This is a genomic window from Psychrobacter proteolyticus (assembly GCF_003350005.1).
GTDB lineage: Bacteria > Pseudomonadota > Gammaproteobacteria > Pseudomonadales > Moraxellaceae > Psychrobacter > Psychrobacter proteolyticus.
Genome location: NZ_QLKS01000001.1, coordinates 731,307 through 752,780 on the forward strand (window position 1 = coordinate 731,307; position 21,474 = coordinate 752,780).

Consider the following 21,474-nt stretch of genomic DNA (forward strand, 5'->3'; position numbering starts at 1 on the left):
ATCATCAGCCATAAAAAAACCCTGCTGCTAAACAGGGTCTTCAATGACTGTATCGATTAGCTAAAATCGATAACTAGCCTTTTAGTGCAGACAAAATTTGCTGCTTAACATCATCAATGCCTTGCGTGCCATCAAATTTATCATAGTTAGGCGCATCATCACCTTCTTTGGCTTTATCTTGATAAAAGCCAACCAATGCTGATGTTTGCTCATGATAAGTAGACAGACGGTCGCGGATGGTCGCTTCTTGGTCATCTTCACGCTGGAGAAGCGCTTCACCAGTCACGTCATCAATACCTTCTTGCTTAGGTGGATTGTGATCAACATGATAAACACGGCCTGAGCCTGGGTGCTGGCGACGACCAGATAAGCGACTGACGATTTCATCATCAGGTACACTAATTTCAATCACATGATTGATAGCGACATCAGCATCTGCAAGTGCTTGCGCTTGAGGAATAGTGCGCGGAAAACCATCCAAAATACAACCATTGACACAATCAGGCTTAGCAATACGCTCTTTCACTAGGTTGATAATGAGGTCATCAGAAACCAAACCGCCAGCATTCATAATATCCTTGGCTTTTTTGCCAAGCTCGCTGCCTTCTTTGATTGCTGCACGCAGCATGTCGCCAGTTGATATCTGCGGAATGTCATATTCTTTAGAAATAAACTGGGCTTGGGTACCTTTACCAGCACCTGGTGGACCTAGCAAAATAATACGCATCATTACACGATTCTCCTTAATAAATAGGATTTTTTGGGACTAATAAAACTCAGGGATTGGTTGATTGCAAGGCTACCTTACATTGTGGCCTTGCAAAGCTCAAGTATTTTCATTATTGATGTGATAAGTTGGCATGACTTATCTGTTCATACATGGTCAATTTAGGATAAAAAGTAGTAGTATTGACTACGTTTGGAGTGCCCATTTATATATCTGGGTTCACTTCACATCTCTATCAAATTAGAACAATCATAGCACTGCTGCTCGCGTCCGTACTGAGCAACAGCGTCTATATAATAAATACCATTAGTATCAGGTATTTATAATCCTACTATGACTATGGCACTTGCTGATTGATTTCCACGTTGACCTGATTTTGTTCTGCGCTGATGACCACGGGGTTACCAGAGAGGTCGCCTGACTCTGCGGTAGCGTTGCCACTGTGGCTGATACGAGCGATGACCGCTAACTGTACTTTATCAGAACGAGCCGATCCTAGGGTACGCTCTGGCATCATAGCATCAAGATCACTTAGGCTAATAACAGCTTCGCCTTGTTTGATATTGCTAATCGGTAGACGCTTAGCAGCAAATGGTGGACCACCTTTCACGTCACGTATCGCTACAAACAGCGTATCGTCAGCTTTTACCAATGGTAACAGACTAGCATTAATTTTGACTGTCACTTCGACGCCTTCAGAGGCTTGCTGCTGCTGCATGATTACATTAGCACTAAGCTCATCTAGACTTGATAGCGCTTGCGTATGATCACCTGGTTTGGCCGCGATACTGTCACGCAGACGTTTAATCCAACCTTGCGCTTGATCGAAGTTACTAGCACGTGCTTCACCCATCGCCATAAGCATTTGTGCGCCTTCATGCTCTGGGTTTTTAGTCAATATGTTTTCTAACACTCGGCGGCTATTGGCATCTAACTGACCTTTATTAGCAAAGAAACTAATCTGCGCATAAGTGGTCGCAATTTCTTCGTTATCAGGTGATAGACGATAAGCGCGCGACAAAGCCTCTAACGCCGAATCAGTCGCCTCTAATGACAAGAACAGCTCTGATAGGCGCATCCAGCGATTGTAGTCACTGGCATGACGATAGACGTTAGTCTGCATAGCACTAATCAGCTGATTGCCATCTTCAATTGCCCAAGCAGGTGGCTGATCGATTCTACCTGTCAGTAAGTCATCCGCCACTTGACCGACTTTGTCCTCAGCAGCCCACAGCTCAAAGACAGGTGTGCGATCACCGACCATCAGATATGCCATGGCGGTCAATACAGGTACCCAAACCATAATAATCAATCGGCTTTTGATACCAGGCGTAACCATCGGTGACACTTCACGCTGAGCATCCAAAAGCTGACGCTCAAGCTCAAGCTTTTGGTTTTGATAGTGATGGTCATCAATGATACCACTGTCTTTGTCTGTTTTCAGCTCTGCTAGTCGCTCACGAAACACAGCAACGTTGATATCCAGCAGTTGATTGTCCACAGGCTTACTATGCGAACGCGGTGCTCTTAACCACGGCTTAATGGTGATAACACCCAATAGTAGAGCGACAAGTAAACTTAGCGCAATAAATAAGCCAACAGTAGAAAATATGGTCATTTTTTGCCCCCAAGGCTTGTAGTGTCGTCTTCGTCATCGTTATTGGCTCGTGACAATAAGCGAGCAAGTTCTGCTTTTTCAGCGGCAGACAACGCTTTGACATGGTTGTCTACTGCTACACCACTCTCGCCGCTGGCAACAAGCTGACGGCGTTTACTTTGCCAAAACCAACCGACCAATAAAACGAGCAATAATAATGGTGGGAAAAACCATAAGATCCATGTTGAAGGACGTACTGGTGGCTTATAACTGATAAAGTCGCCATAACGCTCTTGCATATAGGCTCGAATTTCGCCATCACTACGACCATCTTTTATCAAATCATAGGTTTTTTGCTTTAAGTCTTGGGCAATGGGTGCATCAGACCCTGCCAAATTTTGGTTTTGGCATTTTGGGCAGCGCAGCTCTTCGATGAGACCGCGATACTGGGCTTCTTGTTGCACAGAGTCAAAATCATAGACATCAATGGCAGCAAAGCTTGCCATGCTGAATAGACAGGCGATAAACAAGCTTGCTAACTTTATGGTCGCCTTTCTTATTTGGTAGGCTATCATTTGCACGCCTCCGCAACTTGGCTCGGATCTGGACTGACCCCATTATTACTAGCGTCATTGAGCACCATCAAGCAAGGCGTGATACGACTTTGCCAATTGCTCTCATTGATCTCACCGATGATATGCTGACGAATAATCCCATCTCCATCGACGATGAAAGTCTCAGGTGCACCGGTCAGACCTAAGTCAAGAGCGAACTGCCCTGACAAATCCTGAATAGACATAGAGAACGGGTCGCCACCGCGATTCAGATACCCTAACGCATCACCAATATCATCTTTGTAGTTTACGCCCACCAAGTTAACACCGCGCTCTTCTAGTTTCATTAGAAAAGGATGCTCAATGATACAAGTTGGACACCAAGAGCCCCAGATATTCATGAGGAATGGCTTATCTGGCAAGTTGTCATTGGTCATGATACGACTGGTATCTGATAATAATGGCAGCTCAAAGTCAGGTACTGGACGCTCAAGTGCTGTATTGGTCACGATATCAGTCGGCTTGCCCAAACGCATATAGAGCATAGCGACCAAACCAATAAAAATAACCAGAGGAATCAAAAACCCAATTTTAAGTTTTTTCTTAGTTTTTACTTTATTGCTGCTTGCAACTTTAAGGTCGCTGACAGATTCTTGCTGAGCTTTTTTATCAGATTCATTGTTTGAGGTAGTCATATTAACGCTCCCCTATCTTTGTAGCTGACGTATCCAAATCTGCAACCGTCGCAAAGCCTGATTTTTTGGCCGCGATTTGCGCAGGTGTTTTGGTTTTTTTGATACGGTAACGATTGTCTAGCATGCTGAGCAATGCACCGAACGCCATGATAAGCGCACCCAACCATATCCAGCGGATAAGCGGTTTGACATAGATACGGAAAGCCCATTCATTGCTATCTGCGGTAATCGGCTCACCAAGTGCTACGTACACATCACGCATCAGATTGGCATCAATCGCAGCTTCTGTCATTGGCATCATACTGATAATATAGTTACGCTTTTCAGGATATAACGTGGTCACTTCTTGACCGTCTTTGCTCACCGATACTTCGGCTTGGGTGGCGTCAAAGTTACTGCCTTTTACTTCACTAAAACCTTTTACCGTAAAGTCATAGCCTTGCACATTGACACTGTCATTAGGCCCTAATGCCACATCGCGCTCAATGCTCAACGTACTGGTAAATGCCACACCGATAACTGCAATGATGACACCAATATGAGCGGTCTGTTGACCCCAGTAGCTTAGACGCAACTGACGTAAGCCATTTAAACGACTTGGTGCATTTTTGGTTTTGTCTTTGAAATCGACAACCATCCATAACAACACCCAAAAGCTCACGGCCAATGTGACACCGATATTTAGCATCACTGATGGACTGGTGAAATACGTGATAATAGCGGCCAATACCAAACTGCTCACCGCAATGACCATGCCAGCGCCCAATAATGGGCGGCTGTCTTGTTTCCAGCGGATATTAGAGCCCATACCCATCGCCACCAGTAGCAGCCATGTCAACGGCACAAATAGGGCGTTAAAGTATGGAGGGCCAACAGATACCTGACCTAAGTTAAAGGCATCAGCAATAATAGGATATAGCGTACCAAGTAGTACCACTAAGGTTGAAATGAGAATAATGACGTTGTTAATCACCAAAAATGATTCACGTGAGATGAGTCGATACTGACTCTCGACCGTCAAACGCCAACCACGTACAGCAAACATCAACAGACCACCGCCGATAATCACACCTAAAATGGCTAGAATCACTAACCCACGCGTTGGATCAGCGGCAAACGAATGCACTGAGGTGATGACACCTGAACGTACTAAGAACGTACCAAGCAAACTCAGCGCAAAAGCAAAAATCGCTAGCATGATTGTCCATGCTTTAAATACGCCGCGTTTTTCGGTGACAGCAAGTGAATGTAGTAGCGCCGTCCCTGCCAACCATGGCATCAATGAGGCGTTCTCTACTGGATCCCAGAACCACCAACCGCCCCAGCCAAGCTCATAATAAGCCCACCATGAGCCAAGCGCGATACCAACTGTTAAGAAACCCCAAGCAGCCAATGCCCATGGACGCGACCAACGTGTCCATACCGCATCCAAACGCCCTTCCCACAGTGCTGCCATACAAAACGCAAATGGCACCACCATACCCACGTAACCCATATAAAGCATCGGCGGGTGAATAATCAAACCAAAATCTTGCAATACAGGGTTTAGATCCGCGCCATCAACAGGTAGGTTGGGTAATGTGCGATCAAACGGCGATGAGGTAAAGATAAGCATCGCTAGCATCATCATCTGCACGCCTGCCAATATCACTAGCACTCGCGCACGCATCGACAACGGCAACCCACGACTAAAGTAAGAGACCAGCGCACACCAAGTGGCCATGATGGTCATCCAAAGCAGCAGCGAGCCTTCATGCCCGCCCCATGTCGCAGATAGCTTGTAGTACCAAGGCAGCAATGTATTGGAATGCTGAGTGACATAGACGAGGCTAAAGTCGTTATAATAAAAGCCTGCCATCAGCGCAGCAAATGAGGTAATCATTGCCGCAAATTGCGCCCATGCCAGACTTGGCGCCAAACGCTGCCAAGCGACGTGGTCACGCATGACGCCAATGGTTGGTAGTACCACCTGCAAAATCGCCAATATAAAAGCGGCCAGCAAGGCAAAATAACCCAATTCTGTGATTAACATACGGTCTAACCTTGTTTACCTTGGATACAATTAAGGATTCACCGATGGCATTGCTAGCCACTGGCAAACGCTAATAGTCCTTTATGCGGTCATAGTTTACGGTTAAAAACTGAGGTTTCAATTGCTGTAGAAGCACATAAAACCCGCTACTATCATTGTGACGTATCAATATGAATGATTGATACAAAATGCTTATCTGTTGTTAATTTTACATTTTTTTAGTTATTCAAAGCTTATTCAACACAGCCATTCATGACTAATTAAAAACACTTATTGATGCATTATTGCATCGAGGGGAAAAATACTAACACTAAATGCAACCAACCTGCTAGAAAACCAGTCAAACCGCCCAAAACAATCAATGTCATTTCATCCTCTCGGAAAGCTGGACGTAACAGATTTTGAAACTCATTTGGCGTGAGCGCACGTATTCTATCGCGAAACAGCCCAAATATCTTACTGGCTCGGCTCTCATTTAGCTCAGGATCTCGCAGTGGTACCATCGTTGCGACAATAGACTTATCGATAATGGTATTTTTGAGTTGTCCATAATCACGGCGTCCCAATCCCACACGTAATGTCGTACTAATCACTGGTGACTCTAGCACCGTATATAGATGTGACTTCATCAAATCACGTGTTTGCGCTGAGCGATCACCATACATCATCTCATTCATGATATTTTCTAGAGTGACCAAATCTTTTACCACAATCTCAGCAAAAACCTCAGAAACTTCCTCTTGGCGCTTCATAAAGCCGCCTTGCAAACGATACTTTGCGATATGCGGTATGACGGGTTTAATAAATGGAAAGCGACTCTGCACCGTAAACAGCTTCAAATAAGGTATGAAATGCGGCTCTACTGGATTAAACACCATCCAAATGGCAATCCAATTGGTGAGAAAACCCCAAATTGCGGCAAAGAACGGTACGGTCCAATGCTGCGGCACCACCAAAAATATAAACATCTGGATAATACCAAATACCAGACCAATCAAAGCACTGATGTGCCAGATAAAATCGATCTCTTTTTGCCCCACCTTTAGAAACATATTGACCATCAAGCGACGATCGTTTTCCATGGTATTGACAATCATCTTACGCATATCGACCAAGTCTTCGACATGATAAGTCAAATCTGTCACAAGCGACTGCATAATACTGGGTAGCTCTTTATGGGCTTGCGCATAGACACGGCGCTTTAGGGCGTAAGGTAGATTGCCCCACAATGCTGGCGAGTGATCCAACATAATCTCATCAATCAATGGCTCAAGATTTTTGTCTACCGTATCAGTGACAAATATCGCCATTTGCTCAGGTTCCATCGCCTTAAAAAACTCATCAAGCGAACCGAGTTTTGAGAGCGTCTGGTCAACGATAACCCCTGATATCTTGCCCGCTTTGCGCGGAACAATACCTTGCCAACCGATACCTGGCAGCCCAAAAAATGGGAAGTTAGGAATACGAATACCCCAGAACTTGACCGGATAGAACAGCATCTTGAGCGCCATCCACACATGTACCCAAGTGACGAATGCCGTCACTGGTGGGATGGTCAGCATGGCAAAAAACTCTGGGTGTTCAGCTATCGTCTGCCATAATGAATTTACGTCCATGACTTATCTAGTCCCTGACAGGTTGATTGTCGTTGCTAATATTATCGCTACTGATAACGAGACTTTAGCAAAATGAGAACGTTTCAAAAGACGCTCCGCCCATAATAACTACTATAAAATAAATCGCCTGATTTTAGCATACTTGCCATTTATTAGCACATATAGACCAGCGGCAAGTTGTGACTAAAGATGATATGGTTCATATCGTCTGCTAACCAACAAAACTTAAATATAAGCCAGTTCGTGGTCAGTAGATAATCAAGACAAAATATATGACTGAGTACTGCGCCTGCTCATTTGTTCTGTTATAATTTGTAGTGCAATAACAAAGACTACCTGCGTATAAATGACTGCATGACGATTTCACACCATACCCTTCTATGTGATTGAAACCATTTGCATTATCTTTTAGACTCACCGCACTTTGGTTAACCAACCTGCCCTCTTATTTTTCTTTTATTGACTCACTGACCGTTTGGGCTCTGATCTTCTATGAATAAACCGATAACTCCCAATACCGAACAGGTCAACAGTACCTTTACCAATCGTATTATCATCTTTGGGATTATAATATTGATCGGTTTGGGCGGTTTGATAACACGTTATGGGTATTTGCAAGTCTACGCTCATGACAAGTACACAACGCAAGCCGATAACAACCGTATCAAACTGATATCTGCGCCGCCTAGTCGGGGGTATATCTATGATCGTAACGGAGTAATACTGGCAGACAACCAGCCAGTATTTACAGCGATGCTCAGCCCTGATGAAGTCGAAAACCCTGAGCGTACATTACATCTGCTCGCACCTATTTTTGATTTAACTGATACAGATATCACTGATATCTTGGCGCGTCTAAGTAAAAATAAAAACGACCCTGTAACCATCAAGATTGATTTAACAGAAGCACAGTTGGCTCAATTTAGTGAACGTAAGCCATTCTTCCGCGGCGTCTCTATCCAAAGCAAGCTTACGCGCTCTTATCCTTATGATGAGCTGTTTGCTCATGTCATCGGCTATGTCGGACGTATCAATGACAAAGAGTCAAAGCGTATTGATAAAGACCGTTACGCTGGTACCGATCTAATTGGTAAGATTGGTATTGAGGACTACTATGAAGATATTTTGCTTGGGCAACCGGGTTATCAGTCAGTAGAGACAGACGCACATGGTAATATTTTACGTCAACTGGATACCAAGCCGCCGATAGCGGGTAACGATATTACATTGAGCTTGGATTATGGTTTGCAAACCATCGCCCAGCAGCAGCTCGATGGGCGCCGTGGTGCAATCGTTGCGATAGATCCAAAAAACGGTGACGTCTTGGCATTTGTTAGTAACCCAAGCTACGACCCCAACCCTTTCATATCAGGTATTTCTTTTAAAGATTACGACGATCTGCGTGAAGATCTCGACCAGCCATTGTATAACCGTGCACTACAAGGTACCTACCCACCTGGCTCTACTATCAAGCCATTTGAAGGTTTGGGCGGTATTCATTATGGTTTACGCGATTGGAACAGCACCATCTATGATCCTGGTTATTTTAGCTTACCTGGCGACACACATCGATTCCGTGACTGGAAACGTGGCGGTCATGGCACGGTAGATCTAAAAAAATCTATCGCCATGTCAGTCGATACTTATTATTATAAGCTGGCTTATGAGATGGGCATTCAGCGTCTGCACGATTGGATGGTACGCTTTGGTTTTGGTGAAGATACTGGTATTGATTTGCCTAATGAAAAATCAGGCATCATGCCGTCGCCAAAATGGAAAAAAGACACTTACGATAAAGACTGGCTACCGGGCGAAACGATCTCGGTCAGTATTGGGCAAGGGTATTTCTTGGCAACGCCGCTACAGATTGCCAACGCTACGGCCATGACAGCTAGTAAAGGACACCATATTACCCCGCATTTATTAAAAAGCAGTGATGGTGCTGCGGACGTCAAAATCATTACTAAGCCAGATGGTAAAATCGACTATAACGGTAAGCCTTCTGACTGGTTGCGTATGCACGATGCGATGGAAAGCGTGGTAGAAAACGGCACGGGACGCGGCATCTATACCCCGCGCTATCGTATCGCTGGTAAAACAGGTACTGCACAGGTGAAGTCTATCGCTCAAGGCAAACGCTATGACAAGTCGGCAATCGATAAGCGCCACTGGGATCATGCTTGGTTCAATGGTTTTGCCCCAGTAGAAGACCCACAGATTGCCCTTGCGGTATTGGTCGAAAATGGCGGCGGTGGTAGTGCTGTTGCCGCGCCTATCGGCCGTGCTCTATTTGACTACTGGGTATTACAACGCAAGACAGATCCAGTGCTACCACCTTCTGCTGATGAGCTAAAAGTCATTAAACGCCAAAAGGCTTTCGAAAAAGCGATGCGTGATGCCATTCGTGATAAAGAAGCAAAAGTATTGGAAGAAAAAGCATTGGAAGAAAAAGAAGCCGCGGAAGCCGAAGCGGCAGCAGCGCCGTCTGAGTAACTAGACGTTTAAGTAATTAATAGTATAAAAAGCAAAATCTAGCAAAGAATTGGTAAGCGAGACACGATAATGAAAAAAGCCTCAAATGGACGCGCACTAAAGAATAACCGTAAGGCGAAAAGTGCGCCAGCGGGTGATGTGCGCATTATCGGTGGTCAGTTTAAGCGCCGTATTGTAAGTTTCATCGATGCAGATGGCCTGCGCCCGACCCCAGATCGCTTGCGGGAGACTTTATTTAACTGGCTACTCGCTGACATTCATGATGCCCATGTACTCGATAGCTGTGCTGGCAGTGGCGTACTGGGGTTTGAAGCGCTATCTCGCGGCGCTGCCCACACGACATTTATCGAAATCAATCCAGCACAAAGCAACATGCTACGTCAGAGTGCTGAGCAATTACGTCTTGAAGCTGCTGCTTATCAAATCATCACTGGCACTGCTGAGCAAGTACTGCGTCAAGAGCATCTGACTGCGCGGCCCTTTGACATTGTATTTATCGATCCACCTTATGCTCAGGATTTATGGCAGCCTATTTTGACTACGCTTATTACCAATGCCTTAATCAATATTGAAACACTGATTTATCTAGAGGCTGATAAAGATTTGTCAGCACAGCTTAAGCAATTGGAAGCGTCGCTAAATGAGAATTTAGACCCTCAATCAAGCGTTACTCAGCAACCAATTGCTTTTGAATGCTTGAAACAAACCAAAGTCGGACAAGTTGTTGCTGGACTTTATCGTCTATCATCGTCATAATTGTCGGGTTAATGAAAGCCGTTAACATATTTTACAAATGTTTAGAACCGCTAAAAACTGGCCGACGCTGCAGTTTAATGTATATAAGGCGAAAATAAACCCCAATGCAGCTTGCAAGCGTAGGCGCTACTGCTTATAATGTGCAGTCTGTTTTTTGAGAGCCCCGTTCCCAGCTAAACTCTCAACGAATTCTAATTTTAAGGTTTTATCATGAAAACACTTAGTGCAAAACCAGCTGAAGTGACCCATGACTGGTATGTCGTAGATGCTGACGGCAAAACCCTTGGTCGCTTAGCCACTCAAATCGCAACTCGCTTACGTGGCAAGCACAAGCCTTCTTTTACTCCGCACGTTGATACTGGTGACTTTATTGTTGTCATCAATGCTGACAAAATCACGGTAACGGGTAAAAAAGCACAAGACAAAAAGTACTATCGTCACAGTGGCTACCCAGGTGGTATTAAAGAAACCAACTTCAATAAGTTGCTTGCACATAAGCCTGAAGATGTTCTACACAAAGCAGTTAAGGGTATGCTTCCAAAGGGCCCTCTTGGCTATGCGATGATCAAGAAGCTGAAACTTTATGCGGGTACTGATCATCCACATACTGCACAGCAACCTAAAGAACTAGACATCTAAGGATATACTTATGGAACGCAATTACGGAACTGGTCGCCGCAAGACGTCTACTGCTCGTGTATTTTTATCAAAAGGTACTGGTAGTATCGTTGTTAACGGTAAGCCACTTGACGAATACTTCAGCCGTGAAACTTCACGCATGGTTGTACGTCAGCCATTAGAACTACTAGACTCTGCTAACGCATATGACTTATATGTAACTGTTGCAGGCGGTGGTATCAGTGGTCAAGCTGGCGCAATCCGCCACGGCATCACACGTGCATTAATCGAAGCTGACGAAACTTTAAAGCCTGCCCTAAAAGCAGCTGGTTTTGTTACTCGTGATTCACGTCAAGTTGAACGTAAGAAACTGGGTCTACGTAAAGCACGTAAACGTCCACAGTTCTCAAAACGTTAATCAAAACTCTCTCTTATCTTTTTGCTGCTGTTGTCTTTTTCTCAGAGCTTCAGTAGCAAAGTTAAATAAGAGTCTGGTTTTGCAAAACCTTATAAGCTGGTCACAGCTTATAAGGTTTTTTTATGCCTACTGATAGCGTGTTGATTATCTGATTGTCTTCATTAAGCTAGCTTTGTTTTACAGCAGTAACTAACATGAGCACCTCGTTTCGACACTGCAAAGTAGAGCGTCTGTAGAAATTCTAACTTGCAAAGCGTTTAACGCTACCCCATCATATCAGTAACTTTTTATTATTAGCCATGATGCCTCAAACCGTGCCGCAGAAGGATACTATGAAAGCGCCAGAACAATTCGACCCTAGCAAGCCATCTGCCAATAGCAGCGTGCCGCCTAGCACGAAACAGTCGGCTAAGTCGCCTGCGATACCGGCTGGCACACCGACGATTACCCAAAATCATAAGCGTACAACGCAAGCAGATAACAAGCCATTTCAGTGGCAGTTCTTATCACCAAAGAATTGGGGCATTTGGTTATTGTTTTTAATAATGCTACCGATGATATATCTGCCGTTACGTTGGCAGTTTTGGCTAGGTCGTAAGCTAGGCATATTGATTTATAAAGCCGCAGGCTCACGTAGACGCGATACGCTAATCAATCTGAAGTTGGCATTTCCAGAGAAGCCTGAAGCTGAACGTGAATTGATGGCCAAGCAAGTATTTGTCAATCAAGGCATTGGTGTGTTTGAAACGTTATGCGCTTGGTTCCGGCCCAATATATTTACTAGAACTGTATCCATCTCAGGGTTACAGCATATTGTTAATGCGCAAAATGAGCAGCGGCCCGTTATCCTGCTCGGTGCGCATTATACGATGCTAGATTTGGGAGGCCTATTATGTGCGCAGTTTTTCCCTGTAGATTGTATGTATCGTACGCAAAACAATCCTTTATTAGACTGGTTTATTTATAATGGTCGTACCAATATCTTTGGCAAGCAAATCTCTAGTCGTGATATGCGAAGCTTAGTTACCTCTATCAAAGCAGGACACGTCATCTGGTACTCTCCTGATCAAGACTATGGTCTCAAGCAAGGGGTCATGGCGCCGTTCTTCGGTGTACCTGCTGCGACTATTACTGCATCGCGTCGCATGGCGAAATTGGGTAGCAAAGCACAGCCGCCAGCTGTCATGGCACTGCATACTTATCGGCAGACACCTGACAATTTGCCGCGTGGTAAACGCCCACATTATCATTTGACGATTACGCCAGAATTAGACAACTACCCAAGTAAAGATGAAGTCGCTGATGCTACTCGGGTCAATGAAGTCTTAGAAGGACTCATTCGTATTGATCCTACCCAGTGGATGTGGTTCCATCGCCGCTTTAAACATGGGCCAAACGGTCGTACCGATATCTATAAGTAAGCCTTTATTCCCAAAAATACTGGTGAAGTTTGCTATACTTTGCGGCTAATATTTTGCATTTTAGCTATGCACTGATAATAATTTGATAACCAAAATAACGGATTTTCCATGAGCAATAAAAGTACTCCTGATAATCAAACTTCTGATACTTCAACCGAAGCTAAGCGTATTCTGACTGGTATCAAACCAACTGGTATTCCGCACTTGGGTAACTATGTTGGTGCGATTCGTCCAGCGATTGAGTCTATTCAAAACAGTGATCACGAAGCGTTTTTCTTTTTGGCAGACTACCATGGCATCATCGGCTGCTATGACCCTGCTATCATTCACGAATCGACTAGAGCCATTGCCGCTACGTGGATTGCTTGTGGTCTAGACCCTGAGCGTGTGACGTTCTACCGTCAGTCAGACGTGCCTGAAATTCCAGAGCTCGCTTGGATTTTGAACTGCTCATGTGCCAAAGGTTTGATGAACCGCGCCCATGCCTATAAAGCAGCCGTTGATATCAATACAGAAAAAGCCGATGTCGATCCTGATCAAGGTGTCACCATGGGTCTATTCGGTTATCCCGTGCTAATGGCGGCTGATATCTTGATGTTTAATGCGACCCACGTGCCTGTTGGGCGTGACCAAGTGCAGCATATCGAGATGGCGCGTGATATCGCAGGTACTTTTAATCATCGTTATAAGTCGCTTTTCACGCTACCGTCAGCAGTTGTTGATAACGATATACCGCTGCTTACTGGGCTTGATGGCCGCAAGATGAGTAAGAGCTATAGCAATACGATTCCCCTATTTGGTGAGCCAAATCCACAAGTTAGTCCTGAAAAGCAGATGCATAAAGCCATCATGAAAATTGTGACTAACTCACAGCTACCTGATGAGCCAAAAGATCCTGATGATTCAGCTATCTTTGAGATTTATAAAGCATTTGCGACTGCTGAAGAGATTGCTGATATGCGTGCGCGTTATGCCGCTGGTATTGGCTGGGGTGACGCTAAGCAAGCTCTATTTGACAAGATTAATGACGAAATCGCGCCATTCCGTGCACGTTACGAAGAGCTGATGGCCAATCCAAAAGAGCTAGAAGAAATCTTGCAGATGGGTGCGGATAAAGCCCGTCGCCATAGTCGTAAGCAACTAGACAAAGCTCGCCGTGCTATTGGCATCCGTCCACTTGCTAAGCTTAAATAATCGTTGCTGGAATAGTCGTTTCACTGACGCAATTTATTATCAAAGCGGGTGCTAAACGTGCAAACTGAACCAAACATCAAACAGGCGGCTTTATCTAAAGTCGCCTTATCTGCTATGTCTAATTCAATCTCTGAGCCTATAGACAATCAGAGCGAGCTTGATGAATCAGTCAACCATGATATGTCGCTACGTATCTATCAAACGCCTGTGCAGCATTTGCCAGAAGATCTATATGTACCACCGCAAGCCTTTGCTATTTGGTTAGAACAATTTGCTGGTCCATTGGATTTTCTGTTGTATTTGGTCAAAAAGAACAACGTCGATTTGACCCAAATGCCTATTCTGCCTATCACTGAGCAGTACTTAGCTTATATTGGTGAATTGGATACCGAGCACTTTGAATTAGCGGGTGATTATCTGCTGATGGCATCAACGCTCATCGCTATCAAAACCGAACTGCTATTACCTGCCCCTGATACCCCAACCGACGAGCGTGATCCAAAAGCAGAACTGATCGAGCGCCTCGAAGAATACGCGCAAATCAAAGTGGTCAGTCAGCGCCTAGACAATCTAGTACGTCTAGAGCGCGATGTCTTTTTGGCAATGGTTAGTATGCCTGATCAAGACGTTATGAATGCTGAACTGCCAAGCTACTCACCTAACTTGCTGATTGATAGTTTATTTAAAATGCAACTACAGCCTGACTATCAAATGCATACAATCAAAGTTGATGCAGTACCACTTGCCGATCGTATTGCCAGTATTAGCAGGCAACTAAGTACAGATGGGGCGCGCTCCTTTTATGAACTACTAGATAAAGCACAAGGTAAAATAGGCGTGGTCGTGAGTTTCGTCGCCGTACTTGAGCTTATAAAGCGGCAGTTGGTCGGTGTGGTTAACATTGAGACAGATAGCGACATCGTCAAATCTGTTTCTAACGATGAACCGTCTGATATGGATAGTGAGCCTACCGCACTTACGTTACAGTGGTTAGCCTAGCAAGCTCTAAGACTGTCTCCTAGCCCATTCTCTATCAAAATCACAATATTGAAATAAGAGCATACTTTAGATGGTAGATATTGAAGACCCAAAGCAACATGGTAAAACCCAAGAATCAACAACTATAACTACATCTCCATCAGCTGAAGCGCAGCATGATTCTTTGGAAGAGTTGAGTAAACGTATCGAGGTGCTGTTGCATGCCTCAGAAGCACCGCTGACAGCTCACGCATTAAAAAAACATTTGTCATTATCTACTAAAGAATTAAAGCAAACCTTGGAATTACTGCAACAACGCTTAGATACAGGTGTGCTTAGGCTACATGAGACCGCCAGCGGTTATCGCTTACAGATATCTGATGACTATAGCAGTCTAATTCAGCGTACTTTTCCGCAGCGTCAAGAACGCCTGAGCCAAGCCTTACTTGAAACCCTAAGTGTCATTGCTTATAAACAACCTGTGACACGTAGCGATATCGAGCATGTGCGCGGAGTAACATTATCGAGCAATATACTGCGCCAGCTGTTTGATAAAGGATGGATTGTGGAGAAAGGCTTTAAAGATACTCTAGGCCGTCCTGCGTTGCTTCATACTACTGCGCAGTTTTTAGATGCGTTTGGACTAAGCCATCTGGATGAGCTACCACCTATGCCAGATATGGAAGCCATACGATCTATGTCTTAAATTTTCTGCTAAACAAAATATAGTTACTCACATAAAAAAGGACAGAACGCATAGGATCTGTCCTTTTTATTACGTTGCTAATTTTGAACTGATATCAAAACCTAGCAATACGTCTGCTAATTACTGATTAATAACGTCAACACCCTTTGGTGGTGTAAATTTAAACTGACTGCTACCAATACTTGGGTTCATCTTAATACCGCTAAACTTGATAGAAGTTGTTTGACCCAAAGTATCATTCAATACCATCATGACAGGTTTGCCACCACTAAAGCTTATTGAAAGACTTTTGAAACTTGCACTGTCTGACTTAGGATAGAGTACGTAGTAGTTTTTGTTGTCATATGGCTGAGTAATTTTAAAGTTTTGATCAATCTTGCTTGGATCACCTGACAGTAGCAAAGCTGGCGTATTACCTACTTGGCTGTCGACATTCTGCTTAGTCGCTTGCTCTAAATCCTTGTCATAAACCCACATAGAGTTACCATTAGCAACGATCAACTGCTCTGATGGTGACTTGGTTTCCCAGCGGAAATTATTTGGACGTTGGACACTCATAGAGCCTTTAAAAGTACCACTGCTCGCACCTTTAGTCGTTTGACTAAAGTTAGCCGTCATACTCTTGGTATTGGTCAGCAATTTGTTCAGACGTTTAGCAGCTGTGAGGTTATCAGCAGGAGCTGCGGTAGCCGTTTGAGTCAATGCCATCATTGGTGCTGCGATACCTAGCGATGTCATTAATACACCTGCTAAAGCACCACTCATCATCTTTTGTTTGGTTGATTTTTTCGTAGATAAGTTCATCATAAATCCTCTCTAAAAAAGCATAATCGCTTTAAAGTTGTCGCTAAAAATAAAATGTTCTATTGAAATTTTTGTTTTCTATGAATACTGATTTTACCATGCTAAAACTGGTAACCATCAGCAATGGCAACAGTGTGCCAGTTTTTTTATTACGCGCCTAGTCATGATTTGCAATCTTTACTACGGCTGCCATACACGCTTGTAACCAATGCAGTTACACGGTAAAAGTTTGCATTTAGAATTTTTAGCTACAGTCATTACGCTAATAGTGGCTTTAAAGATATCGCTTAGAAGGAACATCATTATCTTACGGTACCCTACAAACGTAAAAAACCCTTACTACCATAAGGCAGTAAGGGCTTTTTTAATTATCCAATCGTTTTATTCAAAGAATAAAATGACCTAAATAGATAATTATGCGTTTTCAACCGTAACATAACGACGGTTAAATTTACCTTTGGTCGCAAACTTTACAACACCGTCATTCAGTGCAAATAAAGTATGGTCACGACCCATGCCAACGCCTTCGCCTGCGTGGAATTCTGTACCACGTTGACGAACGATGATGTTACCAGCTGTGATAGCTTGGCCACCAAAGATTTTTACACCTAGCATTTTTGGGTTTGAATCACGACCGTTACGGCTCGAACCGGCAGCTTTTTTATGTGCCATGAGAAAATCTCCTTGTTAATTTGACTTATCGCTGATGCGATAACTCTTAAGCATTTAGTGCGCTATTTAGCAATAATTGCTAAATGGATAATTAGGCATTAATCGCTTTGATTTTTAACAAGGTATACCATTGGCGGTGACCTTGTTCTTTGTGATAATGCTTACGACGGTTGTGCTTGATGATACGGATTTTTTCGCCGCGACCATGCTCAACAACTTCAACTTCTACGCTAGCGCCGTCAACAACAGGCTGACCGATTTTGACGTTATCGCCGTCAACAACCATCAACACGTCTTCAAATTTGATTGTTTCGCCTTTTTCTGCTTTTAGTAGTTCAACTTTAAGCAATTCATCGACGACTACACGGTGCTGTTTACCACCAGTTTTGATTACTGCGTACATTGTATGACTCCGTTTAACCCGTGTGCCGTGGCTGATGTTATACCAACGCTTTTACGACGAACACGACAGGGAAAAATTAAAGGCAAGATTTTACGGCTTTTTGCTCATAAAAGCAAGCCGCGCCTCTTGTTTTTGCAAGGTAGTTACACTAATGACTATTTCTCATTTGGCTATAACTGCTGCTCATCAAAGAAAGTCGATAAACGACAATACCAATATAAACATGAGAAATAGTAATGATAAGTGATAGATTAAGCCCAACAGCGGCCATTATAACTTATGCAATCAGTTACTTACAGCCTTTTATGAATCATTTATGTGACCAATAAGCTTAAAATGCGCTAGAGGATATATCTGTAAAACATAAGACATTTCTTATCGTTTTTATTCTATTCAGTAGGCATAGTGAGCCCTATATATCATACGCTTGACCTACTTGCGCTATATACTTTAACCAACAATTTAAGCAGATAGCTATGCTATCATAAGCGAAATAATACCTTATCTATAGATAGATAAAGTCAAGGTTATACCAACTCTCTTTACTCTTATTAATATGACTATTTATTATGACTAGTACCTCTTTAAATAATACCGTGCCTGCCCCTCAATCGACGCCTAGCTATGCTGATATTCAAAGTATTGTAGCCAATGACTTTGAAGTAATGGACAAGCAAGTATTTGGCAGTTTGAACTCAAAAGTACAACTCGTCATGAGCGTCTCGCAACACGTCATCAATGCTGGTGGCAAGCGTATGCGTCCGCTGATTACGTTGCTTTGCGCACGTATGTTTGATGATAATCCATCAGAAAAGGCCATGCATCTAGCTGCTATCACGGAAATGTTGCATACCGCTACGCTAGTCCATGATGATGTAATCGATGAATCAGGGCAACGCCGTGGAAAGCCAACCGCAAACGCGACGTGGGACAATGCCACTGCCGTGTTAGTCGGTGATTATTTGATTGCTCGCGCCTTTAATCTTTTGGTTGGCTTTCAAAGCTTGCCATTGTTGCAAGTATTCTCTGATGGGACTTGTGACATTGCTGAAGGCGAAGTGTTACAGCTACAGCATCAGCATAACCCTGCCGCGACAGAGGAAGATTACTTACGCATTATCGATGGCAAAACATCACGCCTGTTCATGATGGCGACCCAAGGTGCTGCTATATTGCAAGACAAGACAGAATATATGACGGCATTGGGCGATTTTGGACAGCATTTTGGTAATGCATTTCAGATTATTGATGATGTGCTCGACTATAGTGGCGATAGTGAAGTGATGGGCAAAAACTTAGGTGATGATCTTGCTGAAGGCAAACCTACCCTACCGACTATCAAAGCACTTGAACTACTCAAAGACAGCGACGTTGAAGGCTATGAGCAGTTACGTATTGCCGTTCAGACAGGTAAAACGCCAAACGCTGAGCAGCTTATCGAGTTAGTACGTAGCTCTGGCTCATTGGCTTATTGTAAGCAGCGCGCGTTGGAAGAAACCAGACTGGCACAAGATGCACTGAGCACGCTACCTGACAACCGTTATCGTACAGGCTTATACCAACTGACTGAACTCGCTAGCGCACGACTAGTATAATTCAATTAAAGCTGAGTCGTCTTTGTTATCAGCCTATCAAGACGACTCCTTTTCTTAACAGAGTTTTTTAGCAGTTGATGAATAGAAAGCCCATAAATTGAAATCACCCTCATAAAACCTAGTGTGCCAGCTAAATAGTTACCTTTCTTTAAGTTTCATAAATCTTTGGCATACTATAATCGTATAAGGCTTTTTTAACGGTCAGATGATGTTTGATCCCACTTAGTAGAGCCATTCTAATAGTAATTTTCTATGGCTGGAATTAGGGGTTGCTAAAATCATCATTTTGTTGACAAAGTAGTTTTTTGGCTATTTAAAGACCTTAGTAGTGCTATGGCTTTACAATTATAACAAAAACTTACAATAAATTTCGATAGCAGGTTGTATGTCTCTCTATTAGCTGTTAGTTGACTTGAGACTTACTATAGCGGCATTTTATACATCCGTAGAACGTAATATTTCTGATTTTTACCCCTTTTCCTGTCGTAAATCACTTGACTGTGGGGTTACCCCAATAGTTTATAATGACTCATTAAATTTATTAATCCATTCTTTTGTTTGCTTAAACAATTAAGGCTAAATAATCCTTTTGGTACTTAATCGATATCAGATTTTCTATTAGTAATATTTCACTAACTGAATAATCTGAAATTTGAGTAAATAGCACTAGCCTAGGCTATTCACTATATTTATTTAGCACTAACAAGACCTTTATATTCAGCACGCCAAACTTATTGATCGATTTTTTATACTGTCATTATTTATATATTGCCGAGGACATTGATGAAGCACTCTTATCTTGCGCTTGTAATAGCATCTGTATTATCTGGAGCTGTACTGGTCGGCTGTGACAAAAACAATGACACTGCTGGTGAGCAAGCTGCACAGCAGCAAATGCCGCCTGCGGTTGTCAACGTTCAAACAGTCACTCTCGATACCGTCCCTCAAGTACAAACTTTTTCTGGACGTACTGCAGCTTATCAAACTGCTGACGTCCGCCCACAGGTCAACGGTGTGATTGACGAAGTACTATTCCGTGAAGGAAGTAACGTCAAAAAAGGTCAGCCACTATATCGCATCAACACCGATAACTATGCCTCATCTGTTACGAGTGGCCAAGCCGCCGTACAGCAGTCACAAGCCAATTATCAAACTGCTGTGGCAAACAATGCCAATGCAAAAGCTGAATTGGTCAGTCGTCAAGCGTCATTAGCACAAGCGCAAAATGATTTACAACGTCTGCAAGGTCTGGTCAGTATTGATGCCATCTCGAAGCAGCAGTACGATCAAGCACAAACAGCCGTACGTACTGCACAAGCAGCGGTACAAAGTGCAGCAGCTTCTGTCGGTCAAACTCAAGCAGGTATTGAGAGTGCAAAAGCAGGCATTCAGACCGCAAAAGCAGGTTTAGAAGCCAGTACGTTAGATCTTAACCGTACCATCGTACGCGCACCTCTTACTGGTCGTACTGATCGCTCTAGCTTCACTGCTGGTACGCTAGTCAGTGCGGGTCAAGCTGATCCTTTGGTGACTATTTCACGCTTAGACCCTATCTATGTTGACATCAGCCAGTCTTCTTCTGAGTTACTAAAGCTTCGTCAGCAGATAGCAGATGGTACCGCTCAGCCAGGTATGAACTCAGTTGAGTTAGTACTAGAAGATGGTTCTGTTTACCCCGTACGCGGTAAGCTTGCGCTGTCTGAAGCGAAGGTTGATGAGTCGACAGGTGCTGTTACTTTGCGTGCTATTTTCCCAAACAGCAACAATATGCTACTTCCCGGTATGTACGTCACGGCACGTTTGACGCAGAGTGTTATTACCAACGCAGCGCTTGTACCGCAAAGTGCTGTCACCCGTACGCCTAAGAGCGAAACGCAAGTCTATATCGTTGACGAAAATAACAAAATTCAAGTACGTCCGGTCACCATTAATGGTACTTACGATGGACAATGGGTCGTCACTGAGGGCCTAAAAGCAGGTGACAAAGTGGTTGTGATTGGCGGTGCTAAGGTCAAACCTGAACAAGAGGTGGTCGCCAAACCGTTAGAAAGCGCAAATCCAGCACCAGCTGCACAAAATGCGCCTAATACCAAAACGCCGCAGCAAGCAGCAAAAACGATGGATAAAAAGCCAGCTGGCGATGAGACTTCTACCAAAAAACCAACAGAAGCCGCTGCCAACTAATTCCATTCAAG

At 43.7% G+C, this 21,474-nt stretch carries 19 protein-coding genes; 10 read left to right on the top strand and 9 right to left on the bottom strand.

The annotated features are described in order from the left end of the window. Nucleotides 1–73: 73 nt before the first annotated feature. From adk to DXK30_RS02980, 6 genes are all read right to left on the bottom strand, one after another. Nucleotides 74–727 carry an adenylate kinase gene (gene adk / locus DXK30_RS02955; RefSeq protein ID WP_201508018.1) on the bottom strand — a complete coding sequence of 218 codons (654 nt, stop codon included), beginning with the start codon at nt 725–727 and terminating at the stop codon, nt 74–76. 337 nt (nt 728–1,064) lie between these two features. Beyond that, entirely contained in the window at nt 1,065–2,345 is a 1,281-nt protein-coding gene (gene ccmI / locus DXK30_RS02960) for a c-type cytochrome biogenesis protein CcmI (protein WP_114700387.1), read from the bottom strand. Further along, entirely contained in the window at nt 2,342–2,899 is a 558-nt protein-coding gene (locus DXK30_RS02965) for a cytochrome c-type biogenesis protein (protein ID WP_114700388.1), read from the bottom strand. Before DXK30_RS02965 ends, ccmI begins: the two co-directional genes overlap by 4 nt. Then, entirely contained in the window at nt 2,896–3,573 is a 678-nt protein-coding gene (locus DXK30_RS02970) for a DsbE family thiol:disulfide interchange protein (RefSeq protein WP_114700389.1), read from the bottom strand. Before DXK30_RS02970 ends, DXK30_RS02965 begins: the two co-directional genes overlap by 4 nt. Nucleotide 3,574: 1 nt before the next feature. Further along, nucleotides 3,575–5,605, bottom strand: a complete 2,031-nt coding sequence (locus tag DXK30_RS02975) for a heme lyase CcmF/NrfE family subunit (RefSeq protein WP_114700390.1) — start codon at nt 5,603–5,605, stop codon at nt 3,575–3,577. A 281-nt stretch (nt 5,606–5,886) separates the two neighbouring features. Next, a complete protein-coding gene (locus tag DXK30_RS02980; RefSeq protein ID WP_101206367.1) occupies nt 5,887–7,221 on the bottom strand; it encodes a hypothetical protein in 1,335 nt (444 codons plus the stop codon). A 492-nt stretch (nt 7,222–7,713) separates the two neighbouring features. Here DXK30_RS02980 and mrdA point away from each other — a divergent pair, with 492 nt between their 5' ends. From mrdA to scpB, 8 genes are all read left to right on the top strand, one after another. Continuing rightward, the gene (gene mrdA / locus DXK30_RS02985) at nt 7,714–9,714 is read left to right on the top strand and encodes a penicillin-binding protein 2 (RefSeq protein WP_114700391.1); all 2,001 of its coding nucleotides are present in this window, start codon (nt 7,714–7,716) and stop codon (nt 9,712–9,714) included. Nucleotides 9,715–9,783: 69 nt separating this feature from the next. Then, nucleotides 9,784–10,470, top strand: a complete 687-nt coding sequence (rsmD, locus tag DXK30_RS02990; RefSeq protein WP_114700392.1) for a 16S rRNA (guanine(966)-N(2))-methyltransferase RsmD — start codon at nt 9,784–9,786, stop codon at nt 10,468–10,470. Nucleotides 10,471–10,680: 210 nt separating this feature from the next. Continuing rightward, nucleotides 10,681–11,109 (top strand): 50S ribosomal protein L13, encoded by a 429-nt coding sequence (gene rplM / locus DXK30_RS02995; RefSeq protein WP_057761004.1) that lies wholly within the window; start codon nt 10,681–10,683, stop codon nt 11,107–11,109. A gap of 10 nt (nt 11,110–11,119) precedes the next feature. Then, entirely contained in the window at nt 11,120–11,506 is a 387-nt protein-coding gene (gene rpsI, locus DXK30_RS03000) for a 30S ribosomal protein S9 (RefSeq protein ID WP_021813618.1), read from the top strand. A gap of 332 nt (nt 11,507–11,838) precedes the next feature. Continuing rightward, nucleotides 11,839–12,927: an LpxL/LpxP family acyltransferase gene (locus DXK30_RS03005; RefSeq protein ID WP_114700393.1), complete on the top strand. Its 1,089-nt coding sequence runs from the start codon at nt 11,839–11,841 to the stop codon at nt 12,925–12,927. Between the two features lie 108 nt (nt 12,928–13,035). Next, complete coding sequence (locus DXK30_RS03010; RefSeq protein ID WP_114700394.1) at nt 13,036–14,121, top strand: tryptophan--tRNA ligase; 1,086 nt, start codon at nt 13,036–13,038, stop codon at nt 14,119–14,121. Between the two features lie 180 nt (nt 14,122–14,301). Next, nucleotides 14,302–15,120, top strand: a complete 819-nt coding sequence (locus DXK30_RS03015) for a segregation and condensation protein A (protein WP_114700678.1) — start codon at nt 14,302–14,304, stop codon at nt 15,118–15,120. Nucleotides 15,121–15,190: 70 nt separating this feature from the next. Beyond that, entirely contained in the window at nt 15,191–15,805 is a 615-nt protein-coding gene (gene scpB, locus DXK30_RS03020) for an SMC-Scp complex subunit ScpB (RefSeq protein ID WP_114700395.1), read from the top strand. A gap of 120 nt (nt 15,806–15,925) precedes the next feature. Here the strand turns inward: scpB and lolA are convergent, their stop codons facing one another. The 3 genes from lolA to rplU form a co-directional block, all read right to left on the bottom strand. After that, complete coding sequence (gene lolA, locus DXK30_RS03025; protein WP_057761010.1) at nt 15,926–16,612, bottom strand: outer membrane lipoprotein chaperone LolA; 687 nt, start codon at nt 16,610–16,612, stop codon at nt 15,926–15,928. 411 nt (nt 16,613–17,023) lie between these two features. Continuing rightward, nucleotides 17,024–17,281, bottom strand: coding sequence for a 50S ribosomal protein L27 (gene rpmA, locus DXK30_RS03030; protein WP_021813611.1), 258 nt, complete (start codon nt 17,279–17,281; stop codon nt 17,024–17,026). A gap of 91 nt (nt 17,282–17,372) precedes the next feature. Further along, entirely contained in the window at nt 17,373–17,684 is a 312-nt protein-coding gene (gene rplU / locus DXK30_RS03035; RefSeq protein WP_057761012.1) for a 50S ribosomal protein L21, read from the bottom strand. 569 nt (nt 17,685–18,253) lie between these two features. Between rplU and DXK30_RS03040 the strand changes: the two genes are divergently transcribed. Together DXK30_RS03040 and DXK30_RS03045 are read left to right on the top strand one after the other, a co-directional pair. After that, nucleotides 18,254–19,279: a polyprenyl synthetase family protein gene (locus tag DXK30_RS03040; RefSeq protein ID WP_114700396.1), complete on the top strand. Its 1,026-nt coding sequence runs from the start codon at nt 18,254–18,256 to the stop codon at nt 19,277–19,279. A gap of 783 nt (nt 19,280–20,062) precedes the next feature. After that, the gene (locus DXK30_RS03045; protein WP_114700397.1) at nt 20,063–21,463 is read left to right on the top strand and encodes an efflux RND transporter periplasmic adaptor subunit; all 1,401 of its coding nucleotides are present in this window, start codon (nt 20,063–20,065) and stop codon (nt 21,461–21,463) included. Nucleotides 21,464–21,474: the final 11 nt, after the last annotated feature.

Bases quoted from the DNA above. Each gene is read 5' to 3' on its own strand.
- adk (WP_201508018.1), bottom strand. From the start codon at position 727: ATGCGTATTATTTTGCTAGGTCCACCAGGTGCTGGTAAAGGTACCCAA.
- ccmI (WP_114700387.1), bottom strand. From the start codon at position 2,345: ATGACCATATTTTCTACTGTTGGCTTATTTATTGCGCTAAGTTTACTT.
- DXK30_RS02965 (WP_114700388.1), bottom strand. From the start codon at position 2,899: ATGATAGCCTACCAAATAAGAAAGGCGACCATAAAGTTAGCAAGCTTG.
- DXK30_RS02970 (WP_114700389.1), bottom strand. From the start codon at position 3,573: ATGACTACCTCAAACAATGAATCTGATAAAAAAGCTCAGCAAGAATCT.
- DXK30_RS02975 (WP_114700390.1), bottom strand. From the start codon at position 5,605: ATGTTAATCACAGAATTGGGTTATTTTGCCTTGCTGGCCGCTTTTATA.
- DXK30_RS02980 (WP_101206367.1), bottom strand. From the start codon at position 7,221: ATGGACGTAAATTCATTATGGCAGACGATAGCTGAACACCCAGAGTTT.
- mrdA (WP_114700391.1), top strand. From the start codon at position 7,714: ATGAATAAACCGATAACTCCCAATACCGAACAGGTCAACAGTACCTTT.
- rsmD (WP_114700392.1), top strand. From the start codon at position 9,784: ATGAAAAAAGCCTCAAATGGACGCGCACTAAAGAATAACCGTAAGGCG.
- rplM (WP_057761004.1), top strand. From the start codon at position 10,681: ATGAAAACACTTAGTGCAAAACCAGCTGAAGTGACCCATGACTGGTAT.
- rpsI (WP_021813618.1), top strand. From the start codon at position 11,120: ATGGAACGCAATTACGGAACTGGTCGCCGCAAGACGTCTACTGCTCGT.
- DXK30_RS03005 (WP_114700393.1), top strand. From the start codon at position 11,839: ATGAAAGCGCCAGAACAATTCGACCCTAGCAAGCCATCTGCCAATAGC.
- DXK30_RS03010 (WP_114700394.1), top strand. From the start codon at position 13,036: ATGAGCAATAAAAGTACTCCTGATAATCAAACTTCTGATACTTCAACC.
- DXK30_RS03015 (WP_114700678.1), top strand. From the start codon at position 14,302: ATGTCGCTACGTATCTATCAAACGCCTGTGCAGCATTTGCCAGAAGAT.
- scpB (WP_114700395.1), top strand. From the start codon at position 15,191: ATGGTAGATATTGAAGACCCAAAGCAACATGGTAAAACCCAAGAATCA.
- lolA (WP_057761010.1), bottom strand. From the start codon at position 16,612: ATGATGAACTTATCTACGAAAAAATCAACCAAACAAAAGATGATGAGT.
- rpmA (WP_021813611.1), bottom strand. From the start codon at position 17,281: ATGGCACATAAAAAAGCTGCCGGTTCGAGCCGTAACGGTCGTGATTCA.
- rplU (WP_057761012.1), bottom strand. From the start codon at position 17,684: ATGTACGCAGTAATCAAAACTGGTGGTAAACAGCACCGTGTAGTCGTC.
- DXK30_RS03040 (WP_114700396.1), top strand. From the start codon at position 18,254: ATGACTAGTACCTCTTTAAATAATACCGTGCCTGCCCCTCAATCGACG.
- DXK30_RS03045 (WP_114700397.1), top strand. From the start codon at position 20,063: ATGAAGCACTCTTATCTTGCGCTTGTAATAGCATCTGTATTATCTGGA.